General features: G+C 63.2%; 20 protein-coding genes and 1 riboswitch. Of the genes, 4 read left to right on the forward strand and 16 right to left on the reverse strand.

The window, feature by feature from the left end:
- Positions 1–1,509: a mercuric reductase gene (locus LPW11_RS02530; protein WP_230996556.1), complete on the reverse strand. Its 1,509-nt coding sequence runs from the start codon at positions 1,507–1,509 to the stop codon at positions 1–3.
- A 490-nt stretch (positions 1,510–1,999) separates the two neighbouring features.
- Between LPW11_RS02530 and LPW11_RS02535 the strand changes: the two genes are divergently transcribed.
- The 4 genes from LPW11_RS02535 (at position 2,000) to LPW11_RS02550 (ending at position 7,793) form a co-directional block, all read left to right on the forward strand.
- The gene (locus tag LPW11_RS02535; RefSeq protein ID WP_230996557.1) at positions 2,000–3,097 is read left to right on the forward strand and encodes a cytochrome b; all 1,098 of its coding nucleotides are present in this window, start codon (positions 2,000–2,002) and stop codon (positions 3,095–3,097) included.
- Positions 3,094–3,912, forward strand: coding sequence for a cytochrome c3 family protein (locus LPW11_RS02540; RefSeq protein WP_230996558.1), 819 nt, complete (start codon positions 3,094–3,096; stop codon positions 3,910–3,912). The genes LPW11_RS02535 and LPW11_RS02540 overlap by 4 nt, the downstream gene beginning before the upstream one ends.
- A 259-nt stretch (positions 3,913–4,171) precedes the next feature.
- A riboswitch (cyclic di-GMP riboswitch) is annotated at positions 4,172–4,248 on the forward strand.
- A 203-nt stretch (positions 4,249–4,451) separates the two neighbouring features.
- Positions 4,452–6,032, forward strand: a complete 1,581-nt coding sequence (locus LPW11_RS02545; protein ID WP_230996559.1) for a malectin domain-containing carbohydrate-binding protein — start codon at positions 4,452–4,454, stop codon at positions 6,030–6,032.
- Positions 6,033–6,116: 84 nt separating this feature from the next.
- Positions 6,117–7,793: a right-handed parallel beta-helix repeat-containing protein gene (locus LPW11_RS02550; protein ID WP_230996560.1), complete on the forward strand. Its 1,677-nt coding sequence runs from the start codon at positions 6,117–6,119 to the stop codon at positions 7,791–7,793.
- A gap of 344 nt (positions 7,794–8,137) precedes the next feature.
- On the opposite strand, the gene LPW11_RS02555 is transcribed toward LPW11_RS02550, so the two are convergent.
- The 15 genes from LPW11_RS02555 to LPW11_RS02625 form a co-directional block, all read right to left on the reverse strand.
- Entirely contained in the window at positions 8,138–9,088 is a 951-nt protein-coding gene (locus LPW11_RS02555) for a beta-1,6-N-acetylglucosaminyltransferase (protein ID WP_230996561.1), read from the reverse strand.
- A 29-nt stretch (positions 9,089–9,117) separates the two neighbouring features.
- Positions 9,118–10,137: a glycosyltransferase family A protein gene (locus tag LPW11_RS02560; RefSeq protein WP_230996562.1), complete on the reverse strand. Its 1,020-nt coding sequence runs from the start codon at positions 10,135–10,137 to the stop codon at positions 9,118–9,120.
- 31 nt (positions 10,138–10,168) lie between these two features.
- Complete coding sequence (locus LPW11_RS02565; protein ID WP_230996563.1) at positions 10,169–11,158, reverse strand: glycosyltransferase family 2 protein; 990 nt, start codon at positions 11,156–11,158, stop codon at positions 10,169–10,171.
- A 36-nt stretch (positions 11,159–11,194) separates the two neighbouring features.
- The gene (locus tag LPW11_RS02570; protein WP_230996564.1) at positions 11,195–12,676 is read right to left on the reverse strand and encodes an O-antigen translocase; all 1,482 of its coding nucleotides are present in this window, start codon (positions 12,674–12,676) and stop codon (positions 11,195–11,197) included.
- A 98-nt stretch (positions 12,677–12,774) separates the two neighbouring features.
- Positions 12,775–14,079 (reverse strand): glycosyltransferase family 4 protein, encoded by a 1,305-nt coding sequence (locus LPW11_RS02575; protein ID WP_230996565.1) that lies wholly within the window; start codon positions 14,077–14,079, stop codon positions 12,775–12,777.
- Complete coding sequence (locus LPW11_RS02580; protein WP_230996566.1) at positions 14,063–15,427, reverse strand: O-antigen ligase family protein; 1,365 nt, start codon at positions 15,425–15,427, stop codon at positions 14,063–14,065. The genes LPW11_RS02575 and LPW11_RS02580 overlap by 17 nt, the downstream gene beginning before the upstream one ends.
- Before the next feature lie 32 nt (positions 15,428–15,459).
- On the reverse strand, positions 15,460–16,554 hold the full coding sequence (locus LPW11_RS02585) for a lipid II:glycine glycyltransferase FemX (protein ID WP_230996567.1): 1,095 nt from the start codon (positions 16,552–16,554) through the stop codon (positions 15,460–15,462).
- Positions 16,555–16,564: 10 nt separating this feature from the next.
- Positions 16,565–17,479 carry a glycosyltransferase family 2 protein gene (locus tag LPW11_RS02590; protein WP_230996568.1) on the reverse strand — a complete coding sequence of 305 codons (915 nt, stop codon included), beginning with the start codon at positions 17,477–17,479 and terminating at the stop codon, positions 16,565–16,567.
- Between the two features lie 10 nt (positions 17,480–17,489).
- The gene (locus LPW11_RS02595) at positions 17,490–19,313 is read right to left on the reverse strand and encodes an asparagine synthase-related protein (protein ID WP_230996569.1); all 1,824 of its coding nucleotides are present in this window, start codon (positions 19,311–19,313) and stop codon (positions 17,490–17,492) included.
- 51 nt (positions 19,314–19,364) lie between these two features.
- A complete protein-coding gene (locus LPW11_RS02600; protein WP_230996570.1) occupies positions 19,365–20,342 on the reverse strand; it encodes a hypothetical protein in 978 nt (325 codons plus the stop codon).
- Between the two features lie 17 nt (positions 20,343–20,359).
- On the reverse strand, positions 20,360–21,316 hold the full coding sequence (locus LPW11_RS02605) for a glycosyltransferase (protein WP_230996571.1): 957 nt from the start codon (positions 21,314–21,316) through the stop codon (positions 20,360–20,362).
- Positions 21,317–21,321: 5 nt separating this feature from the next.
- Positions 21,322–22,554, reverse strand: a complete 1,233-nt coding sequence (locus LPW11_RS02610; protein WP_230996572.1) for a hypothetical protein — start codon at positions 22,552–22,554, stop codon at positions 21,322–21,324.
- A gap of 11 nt (positions 22,555–22,565) precedes the next feature.
- Complete coding sequence (locus LPW11_RS02615; RefSeq protein ID WP_230996573.1) at positions 22,566–23,621, reverse strand: DUF354 domain-containing protein; 1,056 nt, start codon at positions 23,619–23,621, stop codon at positions 22,566–22,568.
- 28 nt (positions 23,622–23,649) lie between these two features.
- Positions 23,650–24,420: a CpsD/CapB family tyrosine-protein kinase gene (locus LPW11_RS02620; protein ID WP_230996574.1), complete on the reverse strand. Its 771-nt coding sequence runs from the start codon at positions 24,418–24,420 to the stop codon at positions 23,650–23,652.
- Positions 24,421–24,453: 33 nt separating this feature from the next.
- Positions 24,454–25,740: an AAA family ATPase gene (locus tag LPW11_RS02625; RefSeq protein WP_230996575.1), complete on the reverse strand. Its 1,287-nt coding sequence runs from the start codon at positions 25,738–25,740 to the stop codon at positions 24,454–24,456.

The raw sequence follows: 25,740 nt of genomic DNA on the forward strand, positions 1-25,740 counted from the left end.
TCACCTCCTCTGCCAGGAAAGCCACGCGGAGAGTACCTTCTTCACGAAAGGGGTGAGCCTCGTCCTGTTGAAGGTGTCCGCCACCTTCCTGAGCACCTCGGACTGGGTCGGATACGGATGGATCGTGGCGCCGATCCCCTTTAGCCCTACTCCGTTTCTCATAGCCACGGCAAGCTCACCCACAAGCTCCCCGGCATGCCGCGCCACCACCGTAGCGCCCGCTATGCGATCGGAGCTCCCCCAGAGGTGCACCCGGGCAAAGCCATCACTCTCGCCGTCCAGCACGGCGCGGTCGACTGCCGACAGAGGAACCGTGATCGTCCGCACCCTCCCCGTCAGATCCCGCTCATACCCCCCGACGTGCGCGATCTCCGGGTCGGTGTAGGTGCACCACGGCACCACGAGGGCGGAGTTTTTCTGCCTGCCGCCGAAGAGCGCGTTCGCCACCACGATCCGCGCCTGCGCGTCGGCGACGTGGGTGAACTTGTAGGGGGAGCAGATATCTCCCGCCGCGTACACCCGCGGGTTGCTCGTCCGGAGCGTGTCGCTCACCTTCACCCCCGATCCGTCCCAGGCGATCTCTCCCCGTTCCAGATCAAGCCCCTCCACATTCGGCGCACGCCCCACCGCAAGGAGTATGGCATCGCAGGGGACCGCAATCGTCTCCCCTCCCCTCTCCACGGCCAGCACCTTTTCCCCCGCCGCGACCTCGACATGCCGGAGCCGACCGTTGAAAAGGATCTCGATCCCCTCAGCCGCGAAGGCATCGTTCAGCAGGCGTGCCGCATCCGGATCCTCGCGCGGCAGGAGCTGATCCCCCGATGCGATGAGGGTGACGCGGCTCCCGAAGCGGGAGAAGGCCTGGGCGAGCTCGCACCCCACCGGCCCGGCGCCGACCACCGCGAGGCGCGGCGGGAGGGTCTCCAGGGAAAATACCGTCTCGTTGGTAAGATAGCCGCCCTCCTCGAGTCCCGGCAGATCCGGGACCTTTGCCCGCGAGCCGGTGCACAGGGCGGCCTTGCGAAAGTGGAGGGTTCGCCCCCCCACCTCCACCGCGTCCGGCGCGACAAAACGGCAGTCGCCGAAGAAAACATCCACCCCCAGCTCATCGCGGAAGCGCCGCGCCGAGTCATGCCCGCTCAATTGCGCCCGCAGCGCACGCATCCGTCGCATCACCTCAGCGAAGTCGCAGCCGGGGGTCCCCGCGGAGAGGGCGAAGCGCTCGGCGGTCGTCCCATCGAAGAGGGCGCGGGCGGAACGAAGGAGCGCCTTTGACGGGACGCAGCCGGTATTGAGGCAGTCCCCCCCCATGAGGTGCCGCTCCACCAGTGCGACCCGCGCGCCGAGTGCGGCACCGGCGGCAGCGGTCACAAGCCCCGCGGTTCCGGCGCCGATCACCACAAGGTTGTAGCGCCCGGAGGGGACCGGGTTCTCCCAGCGTTCCGGATGGACGTTTGAGAGAAGGGCCCGGTTCTCCTCCCCTTCCGGCACCAGCGTCACGTGCGGCATCGTACCCCCTTTCCGGCACACCCTCACCGGGGAGACCGGAGCGGCAGAAAAGGCGCTGCGCAGGATAGCGGATCGCACCGGCCCTGTCCACCCTGTCACTGCAGAAAAGAAGTTCTGTATTGGTCAGGTACACAGGAACAGATTGTACAGCAGCAGCGGAGAGCATGAAAGACAAGGAAGGTATCGCATGTCAAAACCGAGGATGTCACGGATGCGCTTACAAGTAGCTACCTTCTCCTTTGAAGACAACTACATCTACAGGGCGCACCATGACACACAGTGACATCACCCCCCTTGGAGGAGAGTGGCACAGAGTGATCGATTGGCTCGACCGCAACTGTCCAAGTCCATCGAGACCGGCGGCTATGACTTCACGACCTTGAAAAGGACGGAAGCTATATTATACTGAGCAGGTCGCAGCTCCAGGCAAAATCCCCGCAAAACCCTTTCCGGCGCGGCTTTACAGCTCCTGCCCCCGCAAGGAGGAAGAATGGCAATTTTCAAAAGACTCTTCGACTGGCTCGACGTGCGTATCGGGCTGCGGGAAGTGGTGGACAAGGAACTCACCGGCTACCTGCTGCCGCACGACATAAACGCCTGGTACTCCCTGGGGAGCGTTCTCCTGGTGATCTTCCTGATCCAGGTCCTTACCGGCATGCTCCTTCTCGTCTACTACGTCCCGGACGCGGAGAAGGCGTTCAAGAGCGTCACCTTCATCATGAACAACGTCCCCTTCGGGTGGCTGATCCGGCTGGCCCACGCCGTCGGCTCTAACCTCATGGTGGCGGTGCTCCTGCTGCATCTTCTGTCGACCCTCTTCATGGGGGCGTATAAAAGCCCGCGTGAGCTGAACTGGCTCACGGGATTCATCCTCTTCACCCTCGTGCAGGGGATCTCCCTTACCGGATACCTCGCTCCCTGGAGCCAGCTCTCCTTCTGGGCCACCACCGTCGCCACGAACAGCGTCAGCGCAGCCCCCCTTGCGGGGCCAAAGCTCGTGGAGTTTCTGCGCGGCGGCAAGCTCGTCGGCCCCTCGACGCTCGGGCGCTTCTTCGCGCTGCACGTCGCCTTCATACCGGTCCTCATCGCAGGCTTCATAGGCGCCCACCTCTTTCTCCTGAAGCGCACCGGCGTCTCCACGCCGCCGTTTCGGGAAAAGCACCGACGCTGGACGGGGGAGAGCTACAGCTATGAAAGCCACCCCGGCGGCATACCGTTTTTCCCGAATTACGCGCTGCAGGACGCCACCTCCATATTTCTCTATCTCGCACTCTTTCTGGCGGTGATCTTCTTCGCCCCCACGATCTTCTTTCCGAAGGACGCATTCCTGCCGGCAAACGCCTTCCAGACGCCGGCGCATATAAAGCCTGAGTGGTATTTCCTGGCAAACTACCAGACGCTGAAGATCTTTCCAAACGAGCTCATAGGGCTGGCCGTGCAGGGGGCGGCGATGACCCTCCTCGCCCTTTTGCCATTTCTCGACCGGGGACCGGAGCGCAATCCGTACCGGCGACCGCTGTTCCTCACCTGCGTCATCGCCGGGTTACTCCTGTGGGTGGGGCTCAGCATTTGGGGGCACTTCTCATGACCATGAAAGGCAACTGGCCGCCGCTTCGGCGCAACCTCTTTCCTGCCGTTCTTATCCTTTTCTCCCTTGTTGCGCCCGCCTCCGCGGAACAGCAAGGGAACGAGACCGTGTGCATCCAGTGTCACGGAGCGCTGCCGGGGAAACTCGGGGAACCGGTCGCGCTGTGGAAACAGAGCATCCACGCGGAGAACGGCATAAGCTGCGACGGCTGCCACGGCGGACAACCGCGCGACGCCGCGAACGCCATGAACCGCGCCATGGGCTTTTTGGGGAAACCGAGCGAAGGTGAGATCCCCGCTTTCTGCGGCCGCTGCCACGTCGGAGTCATGAAGGACTTCCTCGCCAGCGCGCACGGCAGGGCGCTGGGGCGCGGGGGACCGACCTGCGTCACCTGCCACAGCAACCACAAGGTGGTGAAAGCAACGATCGCCCTCATCAACGAGAAGGACTGCAGCCGATGCCACAGCTTCGAGCGCGCGAGCATCATAAGGGACGCGATGCAGCGCACGGAGGGACGTGTGGTGGCGATCGACGCCCGCATCTCCGAGTTCAAGGGGGAAGGTGTGGACACGGAAGCGCTGGAGAAGGGGCTCTTCGCGGTGCGAAACCGCTTCCACTCCCTCTTCCACGAAGTGAACGTGGAAAAGGTGCGCAGCGACTCCGCGCAGATAAACACGGAGCTCGACAAGTTCCAGCGCGAGATCGCGGTCATCGACCAGACGAAGAAGAAGCGGAAACTCGCAGGGGGGATCGCCGTCGGCGCGGCTCTGGCGATCGCGGGACTCTTCCATCTCTTCAGAAAAACCTTCGAGTAGCCTTGCCACGGGAGGGGTCCCCCGGGGCCCCTCCACCCGCCCGACTGCCGCGGCGTGTCCCTTTCCCATCTACCCGTCCACAGGTAACCCTCCGGTTTCACAGCATTTCCTTCCGCACCACCTTCGGCTCGTTCTACATTAGTTACGCCCTTATTGAAAACTTTAGCCCCTATCCTTAATTAGAGTGACAGAGGTCACAACTTTTTTGAGCATCCCGTGGTACTGTCCGTTCAACGAAAATTCGCATAAGCAGTTCGATACACGACAATACTAAAGCTTCCGCGAGGGAGTGACGGAAAGCCTACAGGGTCTCACCGAGACAGCCGGGTCGCCGAAATATCACACGATATGAGGACCCGGCTTTTTTGCGTCTGCAGGGGAAATTGCGACCTGAAGTCGGGGAAATGGAAACGTGGCAACACCAACCAAACCCCTTTTAAGGAGCTGAAAAAGCGGCAGCAAGCACCATGCTAAGTCCGGAAGGGTGCCGGGATGCTCGTAAGGGCCCGGCAAAAGAACTAAGGGAGGAAGCATCATCTATGGTTAGAACTACCGTTTCAAAGGCAGCAGCATTTTTCCGCCGGAACTGTCTCGCCCCCGTCGTGGCGGCCGTACTGGCAGTGACCCTCGCAGGCGCCCCGGAGGCACAGGCGGCAACAGCGACACTTACCTGGAGCGCCCCCACCACCAACAGCGACGGCTCGAGCCTCACCGACCTCGCCGGCTACAAGGTCTACGTCGGCACCTCCTCCGGGAGCTACCAGCCCGGGGTCGATGTCGGGAAGGTCACGAGCTACACCGTGAGCAACCTCACCGACGGCGGCACCTACTACTTTGCCATCACGGCGTACAACAGCGCAAGGGTCGAGAGCTCACGTTCCAATGAAGTGAGCAAGGCGACAGCGGTCACAGCATACACCATCACGGCGAGCGCCGGAACCGGCGGTTCGATCACCGCAACGGGGAACACCAACGTCTCCAGCGCCACGAACGGCAGCACGACCATCACGAGCGTTACCGTCGCATCAGGCGCCAACCAGACCTTCAGCATCACCCCCGCCAGCGGCTACAGCGTGGCGAGCCTGACGGTCGACGGCGCGGCAGTCGCGGCGGCCACTTCCTACACCTTCGCGACCGTAAAAGCGAACCACACCATCGCCGCCACCTTCAGCGCGACGAGCGGCGGCACCACGACCGGCACCGGAACCGGCACCGGCACCACCACCGGCACCGCGGCCCCGATCTTTGCGACCAACAGCGGCGGCGCGCAGTACACCGACGCCAGCGGTGCGATCTACTCCGCGGATACGAAGTACAGCGGCGGGAGCGTCGCTTCAGTCACCAGCGCCATCAGAGGCACCGCAGATCAGAAGCTGTACCAGAGCGAGCGCTACGGCAACTTCACCTACAGCGTCCCTGTGGCAAACGGCAACTACACGGTCACCCTGAAGCTTGCGGAGACGTACTGGACCGCGGCGGGGAAACGCGTCTTCAACGTGGCGGTGAACGGTACCACCGCGATCAGCAACCTCGACGTCTTTGCGAAGGTCGGCAGCAACGCCGCCTACGATGTGACCATTCCGGTCAACGTCTCCACCGGCACCCTCTCCCTCGCCTTCACGAGCGTGGTCGACAACGCGAAGGTCTGCGCCATCGTGGTGAAGCCGACGACCGCCGGGAGCCCTGTCTTCGCCATCGATGCAGGTGGTACGAACTACCTGAGCGCCACCGGTCTCGTCTACCTCCCCGACACCAGGTTCACCGGGGGTGTGAATTCCTCCACCACCACGAGCGCCATCACCGGGACGACCGACGGGAAGATGTACCAGAACAACCGCCGCGGCAACTTCTCCTACAACATCCCCGTCGCCAACGGCAACTACACCGTGCGCCTGAAGTTCGCCGAGACGTACTGGAGCGCCGCCGGCAGCCGCGTCTTCGACGTCGCAGTCAACGGGGCCACCGCCCTCAGCAACGTGGACATCTTCTCCAAGGTCGGCAAGAACGCGGCCTACGACGTGGAGATCCCGGCAACGGTCAGCAACGGCAACCTGAGCATCGGCTTCACCACCAAGGTCGACAACGCCCTGGTGAGCGCCATCCTCGTTACCGCTCGGTAGTACACAGACTCTTACCTCACGCCGGTCCGGCCGCCGAGGCCGCCGGACCGGCACCCAGACAGTCTATTCTGATAGGAGATATGAATGCTTAGACATAAAATCATTACCAAGGTAGTTGTTCTCTTAACCGCTATAACCGGATACGCCTCCTTCGCAGGCGCCACCTACACCGTCCCGGCCACGAGGGCTGTTACCTGGGCGGGGAACGTCGGGGTCAAAGGCGATATCCCCTCCATAAGCACCGTGTACACCACCCTCACCCCCTCCGGCACCGACGATACCGCCCGGATCCAGACCGCCATCAACAACTGTCCTGCCGGCCAGGTCGTGGCGCTGGCAGCCGGTACCTTCAACGTGAAAAGCACCCTGACCGTCCGCAAAGGTATCGTGCTCCGCGGCGCAGGGATGGGCAAGACGATCGTGAAGGGGATGAGCGGGTTCTCCGGCAGCCAGATCATCCTGGCCGAGCCCTCCTCCTGGTCCTATAACCTCTCCAGCCCGGGGTCCGTCGCCCTCTCCGGCGGCTACAAGAAGGGGTCGACCAGCATCACCACCGCTTCCTCCCACGGCCTTGCGGTGGGGGACATCATCCTCATCGACCAGGTGAACAACGCGGCGGACAACCCGCCGGTCAGCAATAAGGGTGACGGCGGCAGCTGCACCTGGTGCGGCAGGGCGAGCGGCGGCAGGTCTCTTGGGCAGTACGTGAAGGTAACGGCGGTCCCGACCTCCAACAGCGTCACGCTGGAAATCCCCCTCTACTGGGACTATGACTCCACCCTTTCGCCGCAGCTCGTGAAGGTCAGCAACCAGGTAGCCGGCTTCGGTCTCGAGTCCCTCACCCTGGACAACAGCGTCTCCGCGGCCCGCGAGGCGGCGATGCAGTGGGACAACGTGAACAACAGCTGGATTCTCAACGTGGAGATGATCAGCGCCTACAAGGAGCTCTTCAGGATCTGGAACGGCTACCGCAACACCATCCGCGGCTGCAAGTTCCACAAGGGGAACCCCGTCACCGCCACCTCCGGCACCCCTTTCGGTGGTGACCGCGGCTACGGGATCTGGCTGAGCGGCGCCTCTGCGGTCGCCTTCGAGAACAACGAGTTCTTCAACCTGGCGCTCGCCATCACCATGAACGGGGAGACCTCCGGTAACGTCTTCGCATACAACTACCTGCACGACCTCTATCACTACAGCACCGGTTCCGCCGGGCAGGGGGTCTCGTTCCACGGCTCGCACCCGATCATGAACCTGATCGAGGGGAACTATTCCAAAGTATCGATGGTCGCTGACAACTACTGGGGTTCCTCCAGCAACAACACCTTCTTTAGGAACCGCGTCATCAACGAGACCGGGTACAACTGCAAGGAGTACGCGATCAACATCTACTCGCATCAGCAGTACTACAACGTGATCGGCAACGTCCTCGGCACCTCCGGGATCGAGACGACCTACGATGCGGCGGAGTCGAGCTGCGCGAAGGCGATCTACGGGTTTGAGGATGCGGCAGGGAAATCGACCCTCCTGCGCCACGCCAACTGGGACAGCGTAACCGGCGGCACCGTGTACAACGGCTCGGACGACAGGGTCCTCCCGGCGAGCCTTTACCTGAGCACGAAGCCGGCCTGGTGGGGGAACACCGCATGGCCCGCGATCGGTCCGGACCTCTCCCCGATGGCCCCGACCGCTCCGAGCTCCGGCATGCCGTGGGGTGGCGTGACGAAAGCCCCGATGGCCCCGAGCGCCCTGAAGGTGCAGTAACCCTTCCCGCAAAGCCGGCAGCAAAGAAAAAAGCCAGGAGAGCTCGTGCTCTCCTGGTTTTTTTTGTGATCACCGCAGAGTGACGTCCCCCCTCCCTTCACGGGGGATCATCGGGTTCCGGGGACAGCCGGTCGGACGTCCCCTCCCCCCTTGCGGGGGAGGGACAGGGTGGGGGGGAAGGTGCCACCACTTCAGCCACATAGCAGCTTCACCCACCCCCTCTCCCCCTCCCGTCAAGGGAGGGGGGACCTTCCTGACGCCGGCTCCCCGGAATTCCCGGGAGAGGCTTCACGGAGGGGTGGTGAAGTCGCTGCCTGCGGGTCTGCCGGCAGCCCGGCCTACCTTCAAGTGGCAAGCCCGAGGTTGCCGGTCCTCGGCCGGAAGGTACCGGCGGGAGTCGAGAGCTGCGCCCCACCGCGGGCAATCAGCCGGTCCATCCGGTCCAGAAGGGGTGAATCCTCGGTGAACTTCCTGGCAAAGAGCGCCTCCCCGCTTCCGTAGACGTCGTTTACCGTCACCGCCCCCCCCTTCTCGAAGAGCTCCAGGTGCGCCTCCCCGATCGGCTCCGGGTGCCCCCCCTGCCCCGACCAGTCCTCGAACATGATGTTTCGCCTGATGCTGGAACGAAAGACAGAGTTGCCGAGGATGGTGTGGATAAACATCTCCTCCGGTGCGAAGGTGTCCTCAAAAAAGGCAGAGACGGACCGGTTTTTCTGCACGAAGTCGAGGATGTACTGCACAGCGTAGCGCGACAGGGCCCACCAGGTGTTCCCCGCGTACGGCTCCATCCCCCCCAGGTACTTCCGGTAGTCGCGCGTGGCGCACCCAACCTTTGCCAGCGCCTTCGACACCACCCTTTTCATCGGCTCGTGCGACTGGGCCCGGTAGGTGTTGACGCGCGACAGCGGCTTCCCCGCCTTCTCGTTCGGCATCCCCACCATGTTGATGAACTCGCTTCCGCGGTGCCTCTCGAAGAAGTCGTGGATGTATTCCTTTCCGTTCAGCGGGTAATCGCTGCCGCTCAGAAGGACCAGATAGTCCGGCAGCGGCTTCGCACCGAGCGCCTCCTCCATCAAAAGGAGCGTCGCCCGCACCCCTGAGAACTCCGCCCAGTAGACCGGGAGCCTGCGGGAGGTGAAGTGCACGTTTTCCCCCTTTGTGCAGTCGAAGTCGGCAAGGGAGCTTTTCTGGTCGACATGGACGAAGAAGGTGGCATCGTCGCAGGAAAGGGTCCGGATCACCCGCGCCACCAGCCGCGGGTTCTTGTACACGAAGAGGAGATAGGCGATTCGCACCGGGGTACCCTCCTTCGCCGCGTGTTTTGTCACGGCAGCGCGTAGTTGGAAAACGAGCGGTACATCATCTTGTCGAAGCGGGATTGGGCCGCGGCCTTCACCGCTGGGAGCGCGAAGCAGGCGGCCTTTGCCGCCTTCCAGCCGAAGAGCCGGGCGAGCCAGGCGTATTTCCAGCCGAGCGTCGGCACCACGAGGCTGCCACCGAGCCTGCGCGCCAGGTCCTCCGCTTTCCGCACCAGTTCGGGGCTGTCCGGGTAGAAGTAGATCAGGGAATCCTGCAAAAACTTCAGCGAGGCCGCCGTGCTCCTGCCGCTCGCCTCCAGGGAGAGGAGCACCTCTATCTGGGAGGAGATGGAGGCAAACTGGCTCTGCAGCTTGTGCTGCGGCCGGTACGCCATGCTGCTCAGGCTCCCGGCGTTGGCATACCGGTAGTACGACTTCGGGCCGTCCACGAAACGGATGGAGTCGCAGTGCGAGACGACCCGGGTGAAGTACTCGCCGTCGTCGTCGAGCGAGAGGGCCTCGTCCCACCGCCCCGCGCGCTCTGTGAGGGCGCGGCTCACCAGCCACGATTCCGGGACCATGAAGGTGTTGCCGCTGAACTTGCGGCAGATCCACTCCGCCGGGGGGAGGTCCTCCCAGAGGGTGCTTCTCACAAAGTGCGCCCTCTGCCAGCGATACATGAAAAAGCCCCACGGCGAGGAGAGGAGGACCCGCTCATCGGCCGCCTGCGGCTCCTTCATCTGGCGCTCGATCTTGTCCCGCGCCAGCATGTTATCCGCATCGAGCCACTGGATGAATTCTCCCTGCGCGAGGGAAAGGGCGCGGTTGCGGGCGGCGCTCGCGCCACGGTTCTCCTGCCCGACCACCAGCACCGACGGCGACTGGAAGGTGCGGGCAATGGCGAGGGTCTCGTCGCGGGACCCGTCGTCCACCACTATGACCTCTTTCTCTGGCCAGCTCTGCGCGAGCGCGGAGCGCAGAGTGTCCACGATCCACTGCTGCGCGTTGTAGGCCGGTATCAGGATCGAAACGAGCTTCTTACCCATCGGAACTTCTCCTGCGCCTCATGGAGCACCCCTAGCGGAGCTCCGCCTCGTCCCCCGGGACGACGTTCACCCTCTTTCGTACCGCCAGGAGCGCCACCCCCCGGGGGAGATAGGCAGCCAGGCACTTTACCACCCCCTTCAGGGAGGGGTGGACCGCCAGCGACTTCAGGTAGTACTGCCGCGCCTCACGCACCCTTCCGCTGGCAAGGCAGATATTGCCGAGCGCCCGCCACATGGTGCCGATCGAGCTGCGCAGCACGATCCGGTCCGGAAGGGTCACCCCCGGCAGGGACATGAGGTCGCTGAAGACCTTCGCAAAGGACTCCCTGCTGTAGATGCCGCGGTTCATATACTGCGCCGAAAGCGACCCCCCATCCTCCTCCCGCCGGTAGATCTCCACCAGCACCTTGCGGGAAAGGACGAACGCGCCGCGCAGCGCCAGCCGTGCCACGAGATCCATGTCCTCGGCGATGGAGAGGGCGGGGTTGAAGAGCCCCGCCTCCAGCAGGGTCTCCCGCCGCACCACGATCCCCTGCAGGAACCAGTGCGAACTCCCCACAACCGTGCGAAACGCCCTCTCCAGGAGGATCTCCTCCTGCTCCCCGAAAAGCTTCAGCACCCCCAGCTCGGCGAAGTGGTCGTCGGCGCACCTACCGTCGAGGGAGATGCAGATGCTGTTCTTTATGCTCGCCACCGCCTCCGGAAAGCGCCGCACGCTCTCCATCTGCTCGGCGAGATACCCGCGGCGCCACTCGTCGTCGGAGTCGAGAAAGGCGACCCAGGTGCCGGTGGCGGCGCGGATCCCCCTGTTTCGCGCCGCGCTTACTCCCGCGTTTTCCTGGTAGATATACCTGATCCTCTCGCGGTACGGCTCCAGCGCGGCGCGGGTCGCGTCGCGGGAGCCGTCGTCCACCACGATGATCTCGCAGTCGCTCCACTCCTGGGCGAGCACGCTGTCCAGCGCCTTCGTCAGGTACCTCGCCCTGTTGTACGTCGGTATGATCACTGAAAGCTGCGGCACTTATGCACCCCGCAACGGGAGGAGAGAGCTCCGTCCCTAGAAAGTGAGCGCTGACTTGATCTTCAGGAGAAAGCCGGGGGCCATCTCCTCGCCGGCCCTGCTGATGAGGATCTTGAGCGCGTAGAGACCGACAAGGATCGTCACCGCGATGTTGAAGACCAGGTTCACGATCTTCGGAAGGAAAAACGGTGTGGCGAAGACCACCCCGAGGGCGACGGAGAAGATGCATAGAAGGCGCACGCTCTCCCCGGTAAAGCTGAAGGCGTAATTGCTGCGCGCGATCAGAAAGATGAGGCCGAAGTAGCAGAGGTTCATGACGAAGAAGGCGGCGCCCGCCCCGGGAAGACCGAAGGTGGTGACACCGATCCAGGCGAAGCCGAGGTGGGTGGCGTTGGCAAAGAGTTCCGTCTCGAAAAAGAGCTTTCCGTTTCCCTTGGCGCGGAGGATGAATCCGATCGGCCAGGCGACGACCTGGAGCATGACCCCCAGTATCTGCCAGCGCAGGATATCGACCGCGAGGAGAAACTTGGAGGAGTAGAATACTGCGATGACGAAGGGGGCGCAGGTCATGATGGCCAGGATTCCCGGTACCGCCAGCAAAAGCCCGACCTCGATCTGCTTGTTGATGAGTGAGGCGCACTCGGCGTTGTCGTGCGACGCCTCGGAGAGCCGCGGGTAAAAGTCGGTGAGCATCGCGTTCAGGATCACTCCGACGTATATGAGTGAGAGGGTGGTGGAAGCCTGGTAGATCCCGGCGGCATCGAGCCCCAGATTCCTCACGATAAAGACGCGGAGGAAGTACTGGGTGCAGGCGATCATGAGGGTGCCGCACATGAGGGCGGAGCCGAGCTTCAGCAGCGGCTTCGCCTCCGTCATCGACTCGCGCCACGTCATCGTCACCTTCTTCGTGCTCACTTTTCTCGCGTACCACCAGGAGGTGAGGATGCTGGTGGCGGAGACGGCGAGGAGAAAGTAGGCGACGCCTCGCTGCCCGAAGGCGTAGATGATGGGGATACTGAAGACGGTGCCGAGAAGGGCGCCGATCATGCTGAGCTTCGCCAGGTCCCCGATGCGCCGCACCCCCTGGATCAGCGCGGTCTGGCCGGAGGAGACCGCCCCGAAGAGGATGGTGAGGGAGAGCAGGGCGAGATCGAAGGTGTGCCCCCTGGTGCCGAAGGTGAAGCGGCTTACCGTGCCGCAAAAGATGAAGAGGACGACGCACCCGACGACCCCGGAGATGAGGGCGCTGCGGCGGATGGTGATGATGGTGCGGGCCACCGCCTCGTCGTCGTTGCTCCCGACAGCTCCCGCTATCTGCCGGACGCCGCTTTCCCCGATCCCCATGCCGCACACGGTGCTCAAAAGCGAGGTGACCGTCGTGTAGATGCCGGCAAGCCCTATGCCGGAGGGGCCGAGCATGAGGGCGAGGACCTTCGTGCGCAGGATACCGAGGATGGTGTTCACCACCGAGGAGCCCCCCATGATGAGGGTCGTTTCCAGGATCCGCTTGTAGGACATGAGTTGTTCCTGTTTTCGGAGGCGTGAAACTGCAGGTAAACCGGACATTTGCATTAGAATTCTACAATAAAAGAGATCGTGGTCAACAAAGGGGGGCTCTACGGCGGGGGCGCGGGGAGGGAGAATGCCCACTCCGGCACCGGGGAAGGGGCGCAGGCCGCGAGGTAGAAGTCCTCGTGGCGGGAGGCGAGCGCCGGGAGACTGAAATTTTCCTGCACGAAGCGCCGCCCGTTTCGCCCGAAGGTGACGCGCCTTTCCGGGTCCACAAGGAGAAGCTCGGTCATCCTCGCGAGGGCGCGGTGGTCCCCTTTCGGGACGAGGTAGCCGGTGCTCCCGTTTTCCATGGCGCAGGAGACGCCGCCGACATCGTACGCCACGACCGCCCTTTCCATCGCCTGCGCCTCCAGGAGCACCCTGCCGAGACCCTCGGAGAGGGTGGGAAGGACGACGACGGTGCTCGCGCCGTACCACCTGCGCAACTCGGCGGCGCAGAGGTGGCCGGTGAAGACCGTTTCCTCCTGCAGGCCGAGTCTCGCCGCCGCCCCCTTCAGCTCCGCAGCGAAGGAGCCGGACTCCTCCCGCCCGGCAAATACCACCTTCACCCTCCTTCCCCCCCTCTTGATGAGCGCCGCTGCGCGCAGGAGGTCGTTGTGCCCCTTCCCGGGGGTGAGGCGGGACGGGAGGAGGAGAACGTCTCCATCCTCGGGGGAGGTGACGCCCTGGGGGGAGAAGAAGTCGGTGTCGATACCGTCTGAAAAGTTGAGGAAGCCGGGACGGAAGGGGGCGGGGACATCTGCGGGAGAGACCCCGCCGTAGCCTGCAGCGCCCGCCAGAGACTTCTGCATCAGGGGGAGGTTGAAGCGGCGGTTCTCGAAGTGGTTTATCACCAGGAAGGGAATCCCCATCTCTCGCGCACAGTGCACGACTTCGCCGGAGTCCTCGCTCACCCAGTGGAATACCACGAGGTCGGGCCTCCCCTGGCGCACGGTCTGCAGAAGGAGGCGGTTGGAGACGGTTGCGTCGAAGTGGAGGAAGCCGCGGCTGAGGACGCGCCTGAGGAGGGCCGCCACAGGAGGGGTGGCGGCTGCCGCGCTGTACAGAGCCCGCTTTACCCTCACCTTCAGGGAACGGGGAGCGGTCGGCGATTCGGAGAGGAGGGAGGGAACCCAGAGGAGGACCCCCTGCCCCACCTGCTCCGGCTGCACCTCCAGGCGGCAACCCTCGCGCACGAGGTGCATCTGGACGATCGTCATGCGGTTTCGCTCGAGAAGGGTCCTGTTCAGCGAGTCGAGGTACTGCTCGATACCCCCGCTGGCATTTTTGAAGATGTGGGCGAACCTGAGGACGGTGGTACCGTCAAGGCGTCCACCAGGCTTCACCGCGCTCTCACGCCTCTCTCCCATCCTCTTCCCCCCAGTAGAGGTAGCTTTCCGGCGACGTCTCGAACTCCGGCTCCGGTTCAGGCCACACCACGACGGCAAGAAGGAGCACGAACCAGATGAGGCTGAGTCCGTTGAACATCGCTTCCGTCCAGTTGTAAAGGACCGCCACGATGAAGAAGGTAAGCCGCAGCGCGCTGAAGTCCCCCTCGTACGGAACCTCCTCGGCGAACCTGCGTCCGGCGGCAAGGAGCACCAGCACTAGGAGGATGAGGCCGATGAACCCGCCATTCAGGTACGTCTCTATGTAGCCGTTATGCGCCTGGTTCAGGTGGAGTCTTTCCAGCGCCGGCCCGAGCCAGAAGCTGCGGTATCCGGTGCCGATCCAGGGGTTGTTCCGCTCCGAGAGGACATCCTTCCAGATTTCGGTGCGCCCGGTGAAGGTGACATCCCTCCCGAGGAGGGTGACCACGCTTTCGGTGAGGGAGGGGGTGGCGTAGAAGAGAAAGAGGAGGCAACCGGCGACGGCGGCAAAGGCGCCGAGGTGCCGCGTCATGCCGCGCAGCTGCGGGGAGCGCAGGGAGAGGAGAAGCACCGCCCCGAGGAGGAGGCACACCTGCCCCGTGGCGCTCCCGGCGATGCGCAGAAGCCACGCGGACATGAGAAGGAGAGCGACAGGGACAGCGACGGAGAGACGCTCCCGCTCCTCCTTCGGGGTGTCATGCACCTCCATGAGGTCCTGTACGAGAAAGATGCCGCAGATGACGAGGATGATCCCGAGCTCGTTCTTGTTGGTGGTGACCCCGCAGTAGGAGGGCTCATAGGTCCATCGGTTATAGTAGCGCCCAAGCCCCGGGAAGTACTTCACAAGGAGCATGGAGAAGGGGACGGCAATGCAGATGTAGCGCCCAAAGAGCGCCTTCGCCGCCCCGAACGGGTCCTCCTCCCCCAGGATGATGAGGATCATCAGGAGGTTGCCGAGGTCCTTCACCCAGCGCTTGAAGCTCACGAAGAAGAAATCGGACCACAGGACGCTTACACCGCAGTAGATAAAAAAGAAGAGGAGCCACCTGTTGGAGAGGAGGATGTTCTTCCAGTCGAGGCGGCGCTTCCACAGGGTGTACAGCGCTCCGAAGAGGAGCACCAGAAAGATGTTGCGGTCCAGGGGGCTCCCCTCGATGTAGGAGGCGGCGATCTGTTCGGAGTCGACGGGCCCTTCGAACCAAGCGGAGACGGGACGGGTGCCTATGATGAGGAGCCAGAGGAGGGGAATCCACAGCTCCACCGAAGGAAGGGGGCGCAGCTTGTGCTCCCGCACGAGGAGCGCGACGACGAGGGCTGTGCAAAGCACGAGGGCGAGTTCTTTGGTCATGGCAGCATCTCTTTTCCGGGCTTCCCCCGGCGTCAGGCGTAGCGCGCCCTGATCTGGCTTACGAGCACCATCCCCTTCCGGTGCAGGACGCGCGCAAGGTTCGCCCACCGGAAGACCTTCGCTGTGACCACGCCGTCACAGGCGTCATACGTCCCGAGCGAGGAGACCTCCTTCCCGTTCTTGCCGCACAGCCCGATCTTGAAGTGGTAGGTGCCGGGATTGGTGAGGGGGTTTATACCGGCGAGGTTATACCAGGAAGAGCCATTTTCCCTGAGCCAGTTCAGCGCCTTCCACTGCAAAAGATATGACCCCTTGCTGGTGAGCCCGGCATCGCTCGTCCCCCCGAAGAGAAAGACCCCCGTGTCCCCGATCCCGCTCACGATGAGCCCTGCCGCCGGCTTCTCCCCGTTGTAGGCGATGAAAAGACGCATCTTGAACTCTTCCGGGAGGGTAGCCTGCACGGTGCGGAACTGCTGCACGTTCGTCGTTTCCAGGAACTTCTTTCGCTCCTTTGTCTCGCGATAGATCTCCAGAAAGTCGGAGAAGAGGTCGTCTCCGGTCCCCTCGGCAAGGAGAAGTCCATTTTTCTCAGCCCGGTTCAGGCAGTTGCGCCACTTCTGCTCCAGCCCTTTGCGCAATGCGTCCGGAGAGCGGCGGAGATCGATGAGAAGGGTGCGCTGCGGGACCTCCACGGAATGGTGGCTGAACTCCTCCCTCTCCAGGGCGGGCTGGAAGAGCTGCGCATCGTCGTCGAAGAGGAGGGGAAGGATGCGCAGGATCATGCCGCGCTTCTCCACGAACTCGCGCCGCAGTGCACGCACCCCCGCGGCAAAGAGGGCAGGGTCCGTATCCTTGCCGCGCCTGCGCCAGAGGGGCCCCCAGCGCACGTAGGCAATGCCGGTGCCGGTGAAGGGGATCTTCGTCAGCCGCGCCTGGGCGGCGGCGACGATCTCCCCCTCTTTCCTGAGGAGGAGGTGCTGCATCCCCTTCGTTCCGGTGAGGACGGACTCGTACGACCAGGTCTGGTAGATGTTGGCGTCGGCAAAAGCGGAAACGATCGCGTCCCACTCTTGCCGGTCCAGAAGGGCCGTCTCGACGCTGTACCGTTGTGCACCCGCAGAATTCATCCTTTCCCCCTCAATCGTCCCTCACCCTGATCGGCACGTGCCCGAGATACCCCAGAAGCCACGAGCAGTGGTAGGCGCCCTTGGTAAGGCAGCGCACGAAGCGGTGCTTCCCCATGAGGAAAGCTACCGGGAGAAAGGCGAGATAGGCGCAGGCGGCTGCGAAGACGAGGGAAAAGCTCCGTCCCGGTGCCCCCTTCGTGCGCACCTCTTCACCGCTCACCCCACCCATGCGCACGGAGCGGCGGATGTAGTAGAGAGCCTTGCACCGCTCCGGAGTCACGATCTCGTGCACCGGACCCTCTTCGCACCAGACGAAGCGATACCCCTTCGCCATCACCCTCACGAAAAACCACACATCCTCGCCGCCGGTCCTGCCGTACTGCCGCTCGAATCGGTTATCCGGGTCGTCGAAGATCCTCCTTTCCATGAGGACGTTGCCGGTCCTGCACTCGTGCGCGTCCATGACCGTCCCGCTCTCGTGGGACTTCCTCTCCACGAGGTTCGCCCGCACGAGCCATCGGGGGCACTCCGCGCCGAACCAGGGGCGGACCGGCCCCAGCACCCCGGCGCAGTCGTATTTCTTCAGCGCGAGGTACAGGGCGAGGAGCCACCCCTCTTCCGGGAACTCGTCGTCGTCGATGAAGGCCAGGTACTCTCCGGTGGCGTTCTCCACCGCGGTGTTCCTGGTGAGGGCGATATTCTGCTCCGGCTGCACGTGGTAGGAGATCGGTACCGGGCTCTGCCGCTGCAACGACTCCACTACCGGTCTTGCCGACTCCTCGCTGTCGTTGTCCACCACCACGACCCGGTAGCTGAAAAGGGCGTCCGTCTTCAGGGCCCACAGCTTTTTCAGCAGGTCGCCCAGAAGCGCCGCCCGCTTGTAGGTGCAGATGCATATGGTGATCTCTTCTTTCACCGCTGTCATTTCCATCCCCTCAGTCGAACATGAGCCGCTGCAGGAGTTCCATCGTCAGGAGACTCGTGATGTCGCAGGTGTAGTTCCTGCGGCCGCTCGTGTGGTCCAGAACCAGCCTCTCCGCCGTCTCCTTCTTCAGATACGGGCGCTGCAAGCTCTTGCGGTCCAGCAGCACCTCCTTCACGTAGGCGGAGAGCTCGTCCCTGTACCAGACCCGGAAGTGATAGAACTTGTGCCGCCCCAGGAAGACGCGCTCGAGATGGAGCGGTGCCAGCAGGTGGTGGTCAAGGGCGGCGTACCACTGCGGCATGCCGTAATCGAAGGCGTAGTCCGTCTTGAAGAGGAACTCCCGGTAGAGATAGGCGATCTTCGAGACCAGATACCCCTGCTCCCCGCCAAGGCCTCGGTCGGTCATTATCCTCGACAGCTCCGGGTCCCCTTGGCGGATCAGGTGAAGGGAGAGGTCGCTGCTTTGCATGACCTCCTGCGGGGCGCGGTACATGAGCTGCACCAGGTCGTTGTCGAGGTAGGGGGAGCGCAGGGTGATCTGGGACTGCTCCAGGGAGAGACGGTTGTGGTGCAGCCAAGGGGCCTGCTTGAAGGCGGCGAAGGAGACGGGGTGGTCCTGGTAATGCATCCGCAGCGTCTCCCCCGCAAGATCGATCTCCCCTTCCAGTTCCTCCGTGAAGAGCCCCGGGCGGGGTGGCTGCGCCTTCAAGTGACGCGCCCCGCGGAGGATCTCGCTCCCGTAGTTGCCGGTCAGGCGCACCGGCGCCACCTCCCTCGCCAGCCGGTTCACATAGAGCTCCGGAGCACCGGTGACATCGAGGTTGCCGTCGGTAAGGTAGACGGTCCTCTCCGCAAGACGCGGGAAGTCGCCGAAGAAGTCGCGCCCGAGCGGCAAGACCCGGTGACTCTGGTGGCGCAGCGCTGCGAGCTCGCGCGATATCTTCACGTCGTAGCAGTCGTTGTACATGCCGCCGAAGGTGTAGCACGGCAGCTCCCCGTGTGCGGGCCTGAGCCACGCCATGATCATCCTGGTGTCGAGCCCTCCGGTCAGGGAGAGGGCGACCTTGCCGTTCTGGAGGTACTTCGGCAGCACATCCCGGAACTTCTCCTCGAAGCGGCGGTAAAACTCTTCCTTTTGCAGCGACTCCTGCCCCTCCCACGTCTTCGGGGAAAAGTAGCACGTCTTGCGGGTCACCTCGCCGGCGGCGATGTGCCATGCCGACGCGGGGGGGAGGAGATGGACATTGGAGAAGAGGGAGCGGTTCTCGAGGACGCAGCCGAAGCTGAAGTACTCTCCGAGGCTGCGCAGATCGAATGCCCGAAGTCTCGGATGGACCTTCAGGAGCGCTTTCGCCTCCGAGGCGAAATAGAGCGCGTCAGGAGATTCGTAGTAGTAGATCCGCTGCATGGCGTAGCGGTCGTTGAAGAGGATCGCCTCGCCGCGCCCCTTGTCTATGAGGACGCCGTTGAACCAGCCGTTCAGAGCGGTGAGGAAGTCGTCCCCGCACTCCTCGGCGAGGTGTATCAGGTACTCGGCGCGATCGTGCGCCTGAAAGCGGTGCCCCTCACCGCGCAGCCTTCCCGGCACCCCCTCCTCGGGGAAGTTCTCGCCGTAGAAGACGAGCCCGGACTGCGCCGTTTCATTCCACACGATCGGCGTGTCGGAAAAGGCACCGGCCCTGTTCACCCACCCAAGGTAGATGCCGATTTTGTCGTCGAGGTAGCTCGCGGAGGTATAGAACGGCTCGTGGAGCATCGAGCTCAGCATCCGCTCGAGCTGGGCTCCCCTCTCTGCGCTCCCCCCCTTTCCAACTATTCCTACGATGCCAGGCATGCCTTTCCTCCTTCACCGGCCAGCGTGCAGTAGCCGCCCCCGGAATGGTGCTCACTCCTCTTCGAGCCCCGCGCCCTGCGATGGGGGGGGTGCGGCGGAGGCCTTCACCTTCACATAGGCGCTGCGCACCGCTCTCAGGAGGTTGATGACAGGGCCGGGGAGGACTTCAATGAGGGTGAGGTGGAGTTTCAGCTTCATGGCGATCACACCCCTTGCAGTGAGAGGGATGTAGTACCTGGGGAGGTCGATCTTCTCGAAGCCGTTTCGCGCCTTGAATTCCGTCAGCGTGTTCTGGGTCTTGTTGCCGTAGGTGTACTTCCCGTAGGTGAGGTAGGGGACTCCCTTCTGGGCGCAGACCTCCACCGCCTTCGCGATGAGTGCGCTCGTCGGCCTCTTGTCGTAATGGGCTGTTTTCGCGACCAGTTGCATGATGCTCGCCGTCTCGCTTCCGAGGTAGATGAGCTTGATGATGCCGATCAGTTCTTTTTCCAGGTAGCTGCCGATGAATTCGCTTCTCTCCGGGTAGGAGCCGTAGTCGTCTTTCACCGCCTGGAAATCTTTTCCGTAGTGGGAAAAGGGGCGACCCTGCCGCGTCGGGGTGTCGTTGTGGATCTCCACGATCCCCCGGACAAGTTCGTCGTCGTACTGGGCTACCCGGGCCACCACTCCGCGCTTCGCCGCGCGCTTCACGTTCTTTCTGGCCACCTGCGGCAGGCGCTTTTCCCACCACTCCTGGTACGTGGTCACTGGAATGGCAGCGACATTGTCCCACTGCATGGGGTAGCCATACTTCGGCTTCGTTTCCGGGAGCTTCTGCACGAAGGTGAAGATGTCCGCTCGCGGCTTCCCCTCCTTCAGCTTCTCTATGGCGCTTTCGGGATCTTCTACCGCTTGTCCCGGCAGCCATACGTCGTCGCGTACCTCCGCGATCCTGATCCACCTGCCGTGCACCACGACATCGAGCGCTGCGCCCGACTCCCCTCTCTCCTGCGGCTCTTCCTTCTGTACTGCCTGCGTCCGTCTTTCCATCTCTTCCCCCGGTCTCTTTAGCCGCGTCTTCTCTCCCCCGCTGCAAAGGGGTAGGAGACGAGGTCGCAACAGAATTTCCTGAGCCGCGCCATCTGGCTCTTCCTGCGGAAGCGCTCCAGTTCGGGGGAGAGATCCTTCTCCTTTCCGCTCAGAAATGCCCAGCAGTACCCGGAGAGACGAAGGGTGCCGGCGACCACGTACGGCTTCTTCGTCATCTGGTACAGGCAGCGGCAAAACTCCCACAACGGGTGCATCCCGAGCACGTAGTCGACCTCCCCCCACTTCAGGTGGGTGGAGAGGCTCCCGTGCATCCCCGTCCCCATCTTCCTGTGGTGCACAAAGCTCTTCCCGGGGAAGGTCCTCGTCTGCCACCCCTGCATCTGAGCGGTGAGAACCGCGACCAGATCGATCCCCCCCACCTTGCGCGGCCGGTAGCCACCGATCGATTCGAAGCATTCCCGCCGGAAGAGCTGGCACTGTCCCGAGACATGCTCTATTGAGGTGAAGCGGTAGTCGTAGTGGGCATCCCCCTCGGTGAAGGGTGTGCCGGCCATGCCGAGGGAGGGGTTTTCCGTGAATTTGGGGAGGATGAAGGAAAAGTAGTCGTCTTCGAACGATATGTCCGCGTCGAGGTTCCCGATGACTTCGTACGGCAGATCCTTCACCCGCTCAAGCCCCGCGTTGAAGGCGAGGACCTTTCCGGCGAAGTGGCGCTCGGCGCGCTCGGGCATGCGCAGGAACTCGATCCAGTCGTGCAGCGCGGCGTACCTTTGCGCTATCTCGTCGGTGGCGTCGGTGGAACCGTCGCTCACGATGACCCACTTCAGGGGACGGACCGTCTGGCGCACCATGCACCCGATTATCGTCTCCATGAACTGCCCCTCGTTGCGGGCCGGGGTTATCAACACAAAGGAGGGGAAGGGCGCTTTCGCGGCCGCCGCACACTCCCCCCTTTCTCCCTGCGAAATGGTCATGATCGTTACCTCGCACAGGCCGCCGCGGGGCTCGCGGCGGCATCATCTCCCCTGGTGCTCCCCTCCAGCACGACGGCGAGGGCGAGGAGCATCCAGGCCTGGGTCCACCTCATGTAGGAGATCCTGTTCCGGAAGAGGGGGCCGATACGATAGTGAAAGTACCCATCCCTGTCCCGGAGGTGCTTCATGCTCCAGCGGCAGACCTCACCGGAGAGCCTGCCGCCATCGTCGGAGAGATCCTGCAGCGTGACGAGGGTGATGAGGCTTTGCGCCACGCAGTGGGCGTCTATCGGGTAGCATTTGTTGTGGAAATACTTCGGAGCCCCGTCGGGGCGGAAGAAGTGCTCGCGGTAGAAACGGTACCCGCGGCGCAGTGCCGGCTCGAATTCGTCGGTCCCTGCGTCCTCTCCGATGGAGCGCAGGGCGCAGAGATTGTAGCCGGTGTGGAAGTTGTCGACCCAGCGCTGCGTCGAAAGCTCGCCGTAGTCCCAGGAGCCGTCCTCGTGCTGCCTCCGGGCCGAGTAGCATGCCGCGCTCAGTGCCGGCTCTAGGTACCTCTCCTGTCCCGTGTGCCGGTACACCCGGCAAAGGAGTGCCGCGCCGAGGAAGTTCGCGTTGTGCACCTGCACCCGTATCCCCGGCAGGGGGTAGCTGAAGCCGACGGTCCCGTCCCCGGCGCGCCAGAAGAGCTTCTCCCGGAGGTAATCGGCCGCGCTTGCGGCCATCTCCAGATAACGCACGTCGCCTGAAAATTGGTAGGCATCGAGGAGGGAGTTCGCCACGAAGGAGGTGCAGACGAGGTTCGGTGCGCCGCGGGGGACGAGGTGGCTGCGGGTTTGCCAGGGGAAGCTGTACCCCCAGCACCAGTACCTCTCCTCCGTCGACCTGAGCGACTCGAGGAGCGCCACCAGGGGAGCGCAGTCATCGGGGGTGGTGACCCCGACTCGGGCGAGTTTCACCACGGCGGAGAGAAAAAGGGCGACCCCCTTCGCGTTCTGCTGCGGGGCGATCTGCAGGGCGGGACGCAGGTTGACCGGGAGCCTCTTCATGATCTGGGTGAAAGCGATGTTGCAAAGGCGGCTGCGGCAAAGGGGGGTCTTCTGATACAGCTCGCTGTTTAGCGCGTCATAGGGGTCGTATCCCCCCCAGCGGTGCATCCTGCAGTATGCCAAAAGAGTCGTCACCGAGCTGCGCAGCTCCAGCGTCGGGACGGTCGGTGCCAGCGCTGCTCCTTCCATGGCGGTCCCCCTCACTGTTGCAGCAATGCCTTTTCCAGGTGGTCCACAATCGTGTGGAGCGTGCCATTTGGCTGCAACTGGGAGTGCTCCCGTCGTTCGCGCTTCGCGAGGGTTATCAGGCGCTCCACGTCATCGGTGTTCTGAATGAGGATCATCCTCCTCTCCTGCGCAAGGTAGCGGTCGACGGAGCCGGTCTCCCCTCTGAAGATGCTGTACACCGGCACGCCGAGGGCGGCAGCCTCCCTGTTCATCGTCCCGCCGCCGCTGATAACGAGGTCGGAGTGCCAGATCAGGTTGAGCCCAAGGAGCGCGCTCTTCGGGATAACGAGCTTCCCGCCGTCGATGAGCTCCGGCCACCGCTCCTGCACCGCCTTCTCCTGCTTTTTGTTGCGCGGCAGCACCACCATGACCGCTCCCGGGTGCCCCGAGATCCACTCCACGACATGGGCGAAGAGCTTCTCGCTCTCGACGTTGTGGTAGTGGGCATCGGTGGCAGGGGGGCGCACGGTGACGACGACCTTCTTCATGTCTATCCCCAATTCCTGCAGTATCTGCCCCGACGGCTGAAAGCCTGGTATGTACACGTCCTCCTTTATCCCCTGGTATTTGCACAGGCTGGTGAAGCAGGAGGCGGAGATCGCGGAATCGGGTATGACCTCCGGTATGATAAGGACATCGTACTTTATGAATGGGATCTTCCGCGCGTGCTCGTAGTCGATGATCACCACCACCGGGATCCCGGAGAGCTTCGCCGCGAGAATCTGCGAGCGCGATCCGTGCGACAGGGCGATGTCGGGCTTTTCCCGCCTCAGCCTCACCGCGAGGCGAACGGCACGATAAACGATGCCGAGCGCCTTCACGACCTTGTTCTTGCCATAGTGCTTCTTCCCGATGAGGGTGTGCTCGATGCCGTGCATGGTGGCGAGTTCGCTCACCTGGTAGCGGCCGCGGGCGGTCACCCATATCCCGTGCCCCCGGGCCTTCAGCTCCCGGATGATCGGGGCGAAAAAGGGGACGTGGGGCGCGTTGTCAAGATCGATCCATACTTTCGTCTTCGTATTTTGCATAAACCTTTTCCCCCCCGGCACCTCTTCATCACTGCAGATAGCGGTAGATGCACTGAGGGACATAGTAGCGCCTCTTGTTGAAGGTCACGCCCAGGATCTTCCCGCCGTTTTTCATGATGCTTTCCTTCATGCTGGCGGCGACCCTCCAGTTCGTCCTCTCCGCTTCGACGACCATGATGACACCGTCCACGTAACGGGACATGGCCACGCTCTCGGGAGAGGAGGTCGCCGGGGCGGAGTCGATGAGGACGAGGTCGAAGGCTCCCTTCAGCTCCTTGAAGAAGGCGACTGCGGAGGCCTTGTCCTTGTTCCACAGCGACAGGGAGGGCTGCACCGAGATCGGCGAGAGGAAGAGGCTCGTCTTCCCGACCTGGTAGCACGCCTTCGCGATCGGCTCCTTCTCCCGGAGGGCGTCGAGCCACCCGTACCCCGACTGGCTCTTGAAGTGGATGTGCTGCGTCGGGTGATGATGCGCCGCATCGAGGATGAGGACCTTCTTGCCGCAGTGCAGCGCCGCGATGCGCGCGAACTCCCGCACGACGGTGGAGACCCCCTCTCCGCCGCGGGCACCTATGAACTGCAGTACGGCGGGGAACTGGTCCTGAACCGCCGACTCGACGCTGCGGTAGAGGCCGGAAACCTCGAGTTCCATGCTCTGCCGAGTCGGCGAGGGGTCGAGCCTGATCGGCAGGTGTTGCTCTTCCCGCTCCCCCCCTTCCTGTTCCGGGGGGGGCGGAGGAACCTGCGCTATCTTCTGTTCGGCTTGCGCCTGCATGAGTGCGTCGTAGATATTGCTCACCGCTTTTCTCCTGTAGCTGTGCCGGCGGCACGCTTAAGAACCTTCCTCCATCGGCGGGAAGTACACGACCGATCCCTCCTGGATGAGGTTCTCGTCAGCTATCTGCGGGTTGCTCCGCTTCACCATCTTCATGAGCCGGCGGTTTACATAGCCATACCGCTGCATGATGAGGCGTGCCAAGGTGTCCCCACGCTTCACTACCTTCCGCCCCCCCCCGTTTTGCTGCTCGGCGGCCGGTGCTGCGGCCGGTGCAGCAACCGGTGCAGCAGGGTGGGGTTCCTCCAGCAGCCGGGCCTTTACAGCCGTCTCCTTTGCGGGGTGCGATGGCGTCACCTCGGGCACCGTCGGGGCGGGAAGGGGCGGCACAGGCACAGCCGGTACCTGCACCGTTGGCCCCTGCACTGCCGTACTGCGCTGTATTGTTCGCCCCTGGCCCAGGGCGATGACGATCCCGGCGCAGGCGACGACCCCGGCGGCGGCAAAGCCGTGACGCCATTTGAGGGGGAAGGCGGCTTTGCCGACCACATCGAAAACCGCCTCCGTGGCGATTCGTGCCGTTACCCTCTCCTGCTGCCTCCCGTACGCTGTTATGAGGCAGTTGTCGCACAGGGTGTTGATGATCCTCGGGACGCCGCGGGCGGCGCTCACGATCAGCTGCAAGGCGCGGTGGGAAAAGAGTTCCGGGTTCCCCTTTGCCTTTGCCAGGCGGTGCTCGATGTAGGCGAAGCTGTCCTTCTTCGAAAGGGGGAGTATCCTCACCTTTATCACCACCCGCTGCCTGATCTGCCGCAGCAGGTCGTTCGCGAGCTTCTCCTCCAGTTCCGGCTGGCCGGTCAGTACGACCTGGATCAGTTTCACCGTGGAGGTCTCAAGGTTGGAAAGCATATGGAGGCTCTTCAGCGTGTCGAGCGGGAGGTTTTGCGCCTCGTCTATGATGACGACGAGGTTGGTACCGCGGCTGTAAAGATCGATGAGGATGCGGTGCAGGCGGCTCACCGTCTCGAACACATCATCGGACTGCGGTGCCTCCACGCCGAGGCTCTCGTAAATCGTCTTCAGGAGCGCGGGGAAGGAGATCACCGCGTTGAAAAGGTAGATCACCTTGAGGTCCTGCCCGCTCATCTTCTCAAGGAAGGAGCGCACGATCGTCGTTTTGCCGACCCCGACCTCGCCGACAATGGCGATAAAGCCTTTCCTCTGCGTCACTCCGTAAATCGCCGCGGCAAGGGCCTCCTTATGGCTGGGGCTCAGGAAGAGCATCTCCGGGTCCGGGGTGATGTTGAAGGGCTCCTTTTTCAGGTCAAAAAAGTTTAGGTACAT

Source organism: Geomonas sp. RF6, from assembly GCF_021044625.1.
Lineage (GTDB): Bacteria > Desulfobacterota > Desulfuromonadia > Geobacterales > Geobacteraceae > RF6.

Bases quoted from the DNA above. Each gene is read 5' to 3' on its own strand.
- LPW11_RS02590 (WP_230996568.1), bottom strand. From the start codon at position 17,479: ATGACAGCGGTGAAAGAAGAGATCACCATATGCATCTGCACCTACAAG.
- LPW11_RS02540 (WP_230996558.1), top strand. From the start codon at position 3,094: ATGACCATGAAAGGCAACTGGCCGCCGCTTCGGCGCAACCTCTTTCCT.
- LPW11_RS02605 (WP_230996571.1), bottom strand. From the start codon at position 21,316: ATGACCATTTCGCAGGGAGAAAGGGGGGAGTGTGCGGCGGCCGCGAAA.
- LPW11_RS02570 (WP_230996564.1), bottom strand. From the start codon at position 12,676: ATGTCCTACAAGCGGATCCTGGAAACGACCCTCATCATGGGGGGCTCC.
- LPW11_RS02530 (WP_230996556.1), bottom strand. From the start codon at position 1,509: ATGCCGCACGTGACGCTGGTGCCGGAAGGGGAGGAGAACCGGGCCCTT.
- LPW11_RS02550 (WP_230996560.1), top strand. From the start codon at position 6,117: ATGCTTAGACATAAAATCATTACCAAGGTAGTTGTTCTCTTAACCGCT.
- LPW11_RS02600 (WP_230996570.1), bottom strand. From the start codon at position 20,342: ATGGAAAGACGGACGCAGGCAGTACAGAAGGAAGAGCCGCAGGAGAGA.
- LPW11_RS02560 (WP_230996562.1), bottom strand. From the start codon at position 10,137: ATGGGTAAGAAGCTCGTTTCGATCCTGATACCGGCCTACAACGCGCAG.
- LPW11_RS02625 (WP_230996575.1), bottom strand. From the start codon at position 25,740: ATGTACCTAAACTTTTTTGACCTGAAAAAGGAGCCCTTCAACATCACC.
- LPW11_RS02575 (WP_230996565.1), bottom strand. From the start codon at position 14,079: ATGGGAGAGAGGCGTGAGAGCGCGGTGAAGCCTGGTGGACGCCTTGAC.
- LPW11_RS02615 (WP_230996573.1), bottom strand. From the start codon at position 23,621: ATGCAAAATACGAAGACGAAAGTATGGATCGATCTTGACAACGCGCCC.
- LPW11_RS02545 (WP_230996559.1), top strand. From the start codon at position 4,452: ATGGTTAGAACTACCGTTTCAAAGGCAGCAGCATTTTTCCGCCGGAAC.
- LPW11_RS02585 (WP_230996567.1), bottom strand. From the start codon at position 16,554: ATGAATTCTGCGGGTGCACAACGGTACAGCGTCGAGACGGCCCTTCTG.
- LPW11_RS02610 (WP_230996572.1), bottom strand. From the start codon at position 22,554: ATGGAAGGAGCAGCGCTGGCACCGACCGTCCCGACGCTGGAGCTGCGC.
- LPW11_RS02580 (WP_230996566.1), bottom strand. From the start codon at position 15,427: ATGACCAAAGAACTCGCCCTCGTGCTTTGCACAGCCCTCGTCGTCGCG.
- LPW11_RS02595 (WP_230996569.1), bottom strand. From the start codon at position 19,313: ATGCCTGGCATCGTAGGAATAGTTGGAAAGGGGGGGAGCGCAGAGAGG.
- LPW11_RS02535 (WP_230996557.1), top strand. From the start codon at position 2,000: ATGGCAATTTTCAAAAGACTCTTCGACTGGCTCGACGTGCGTATCGGG.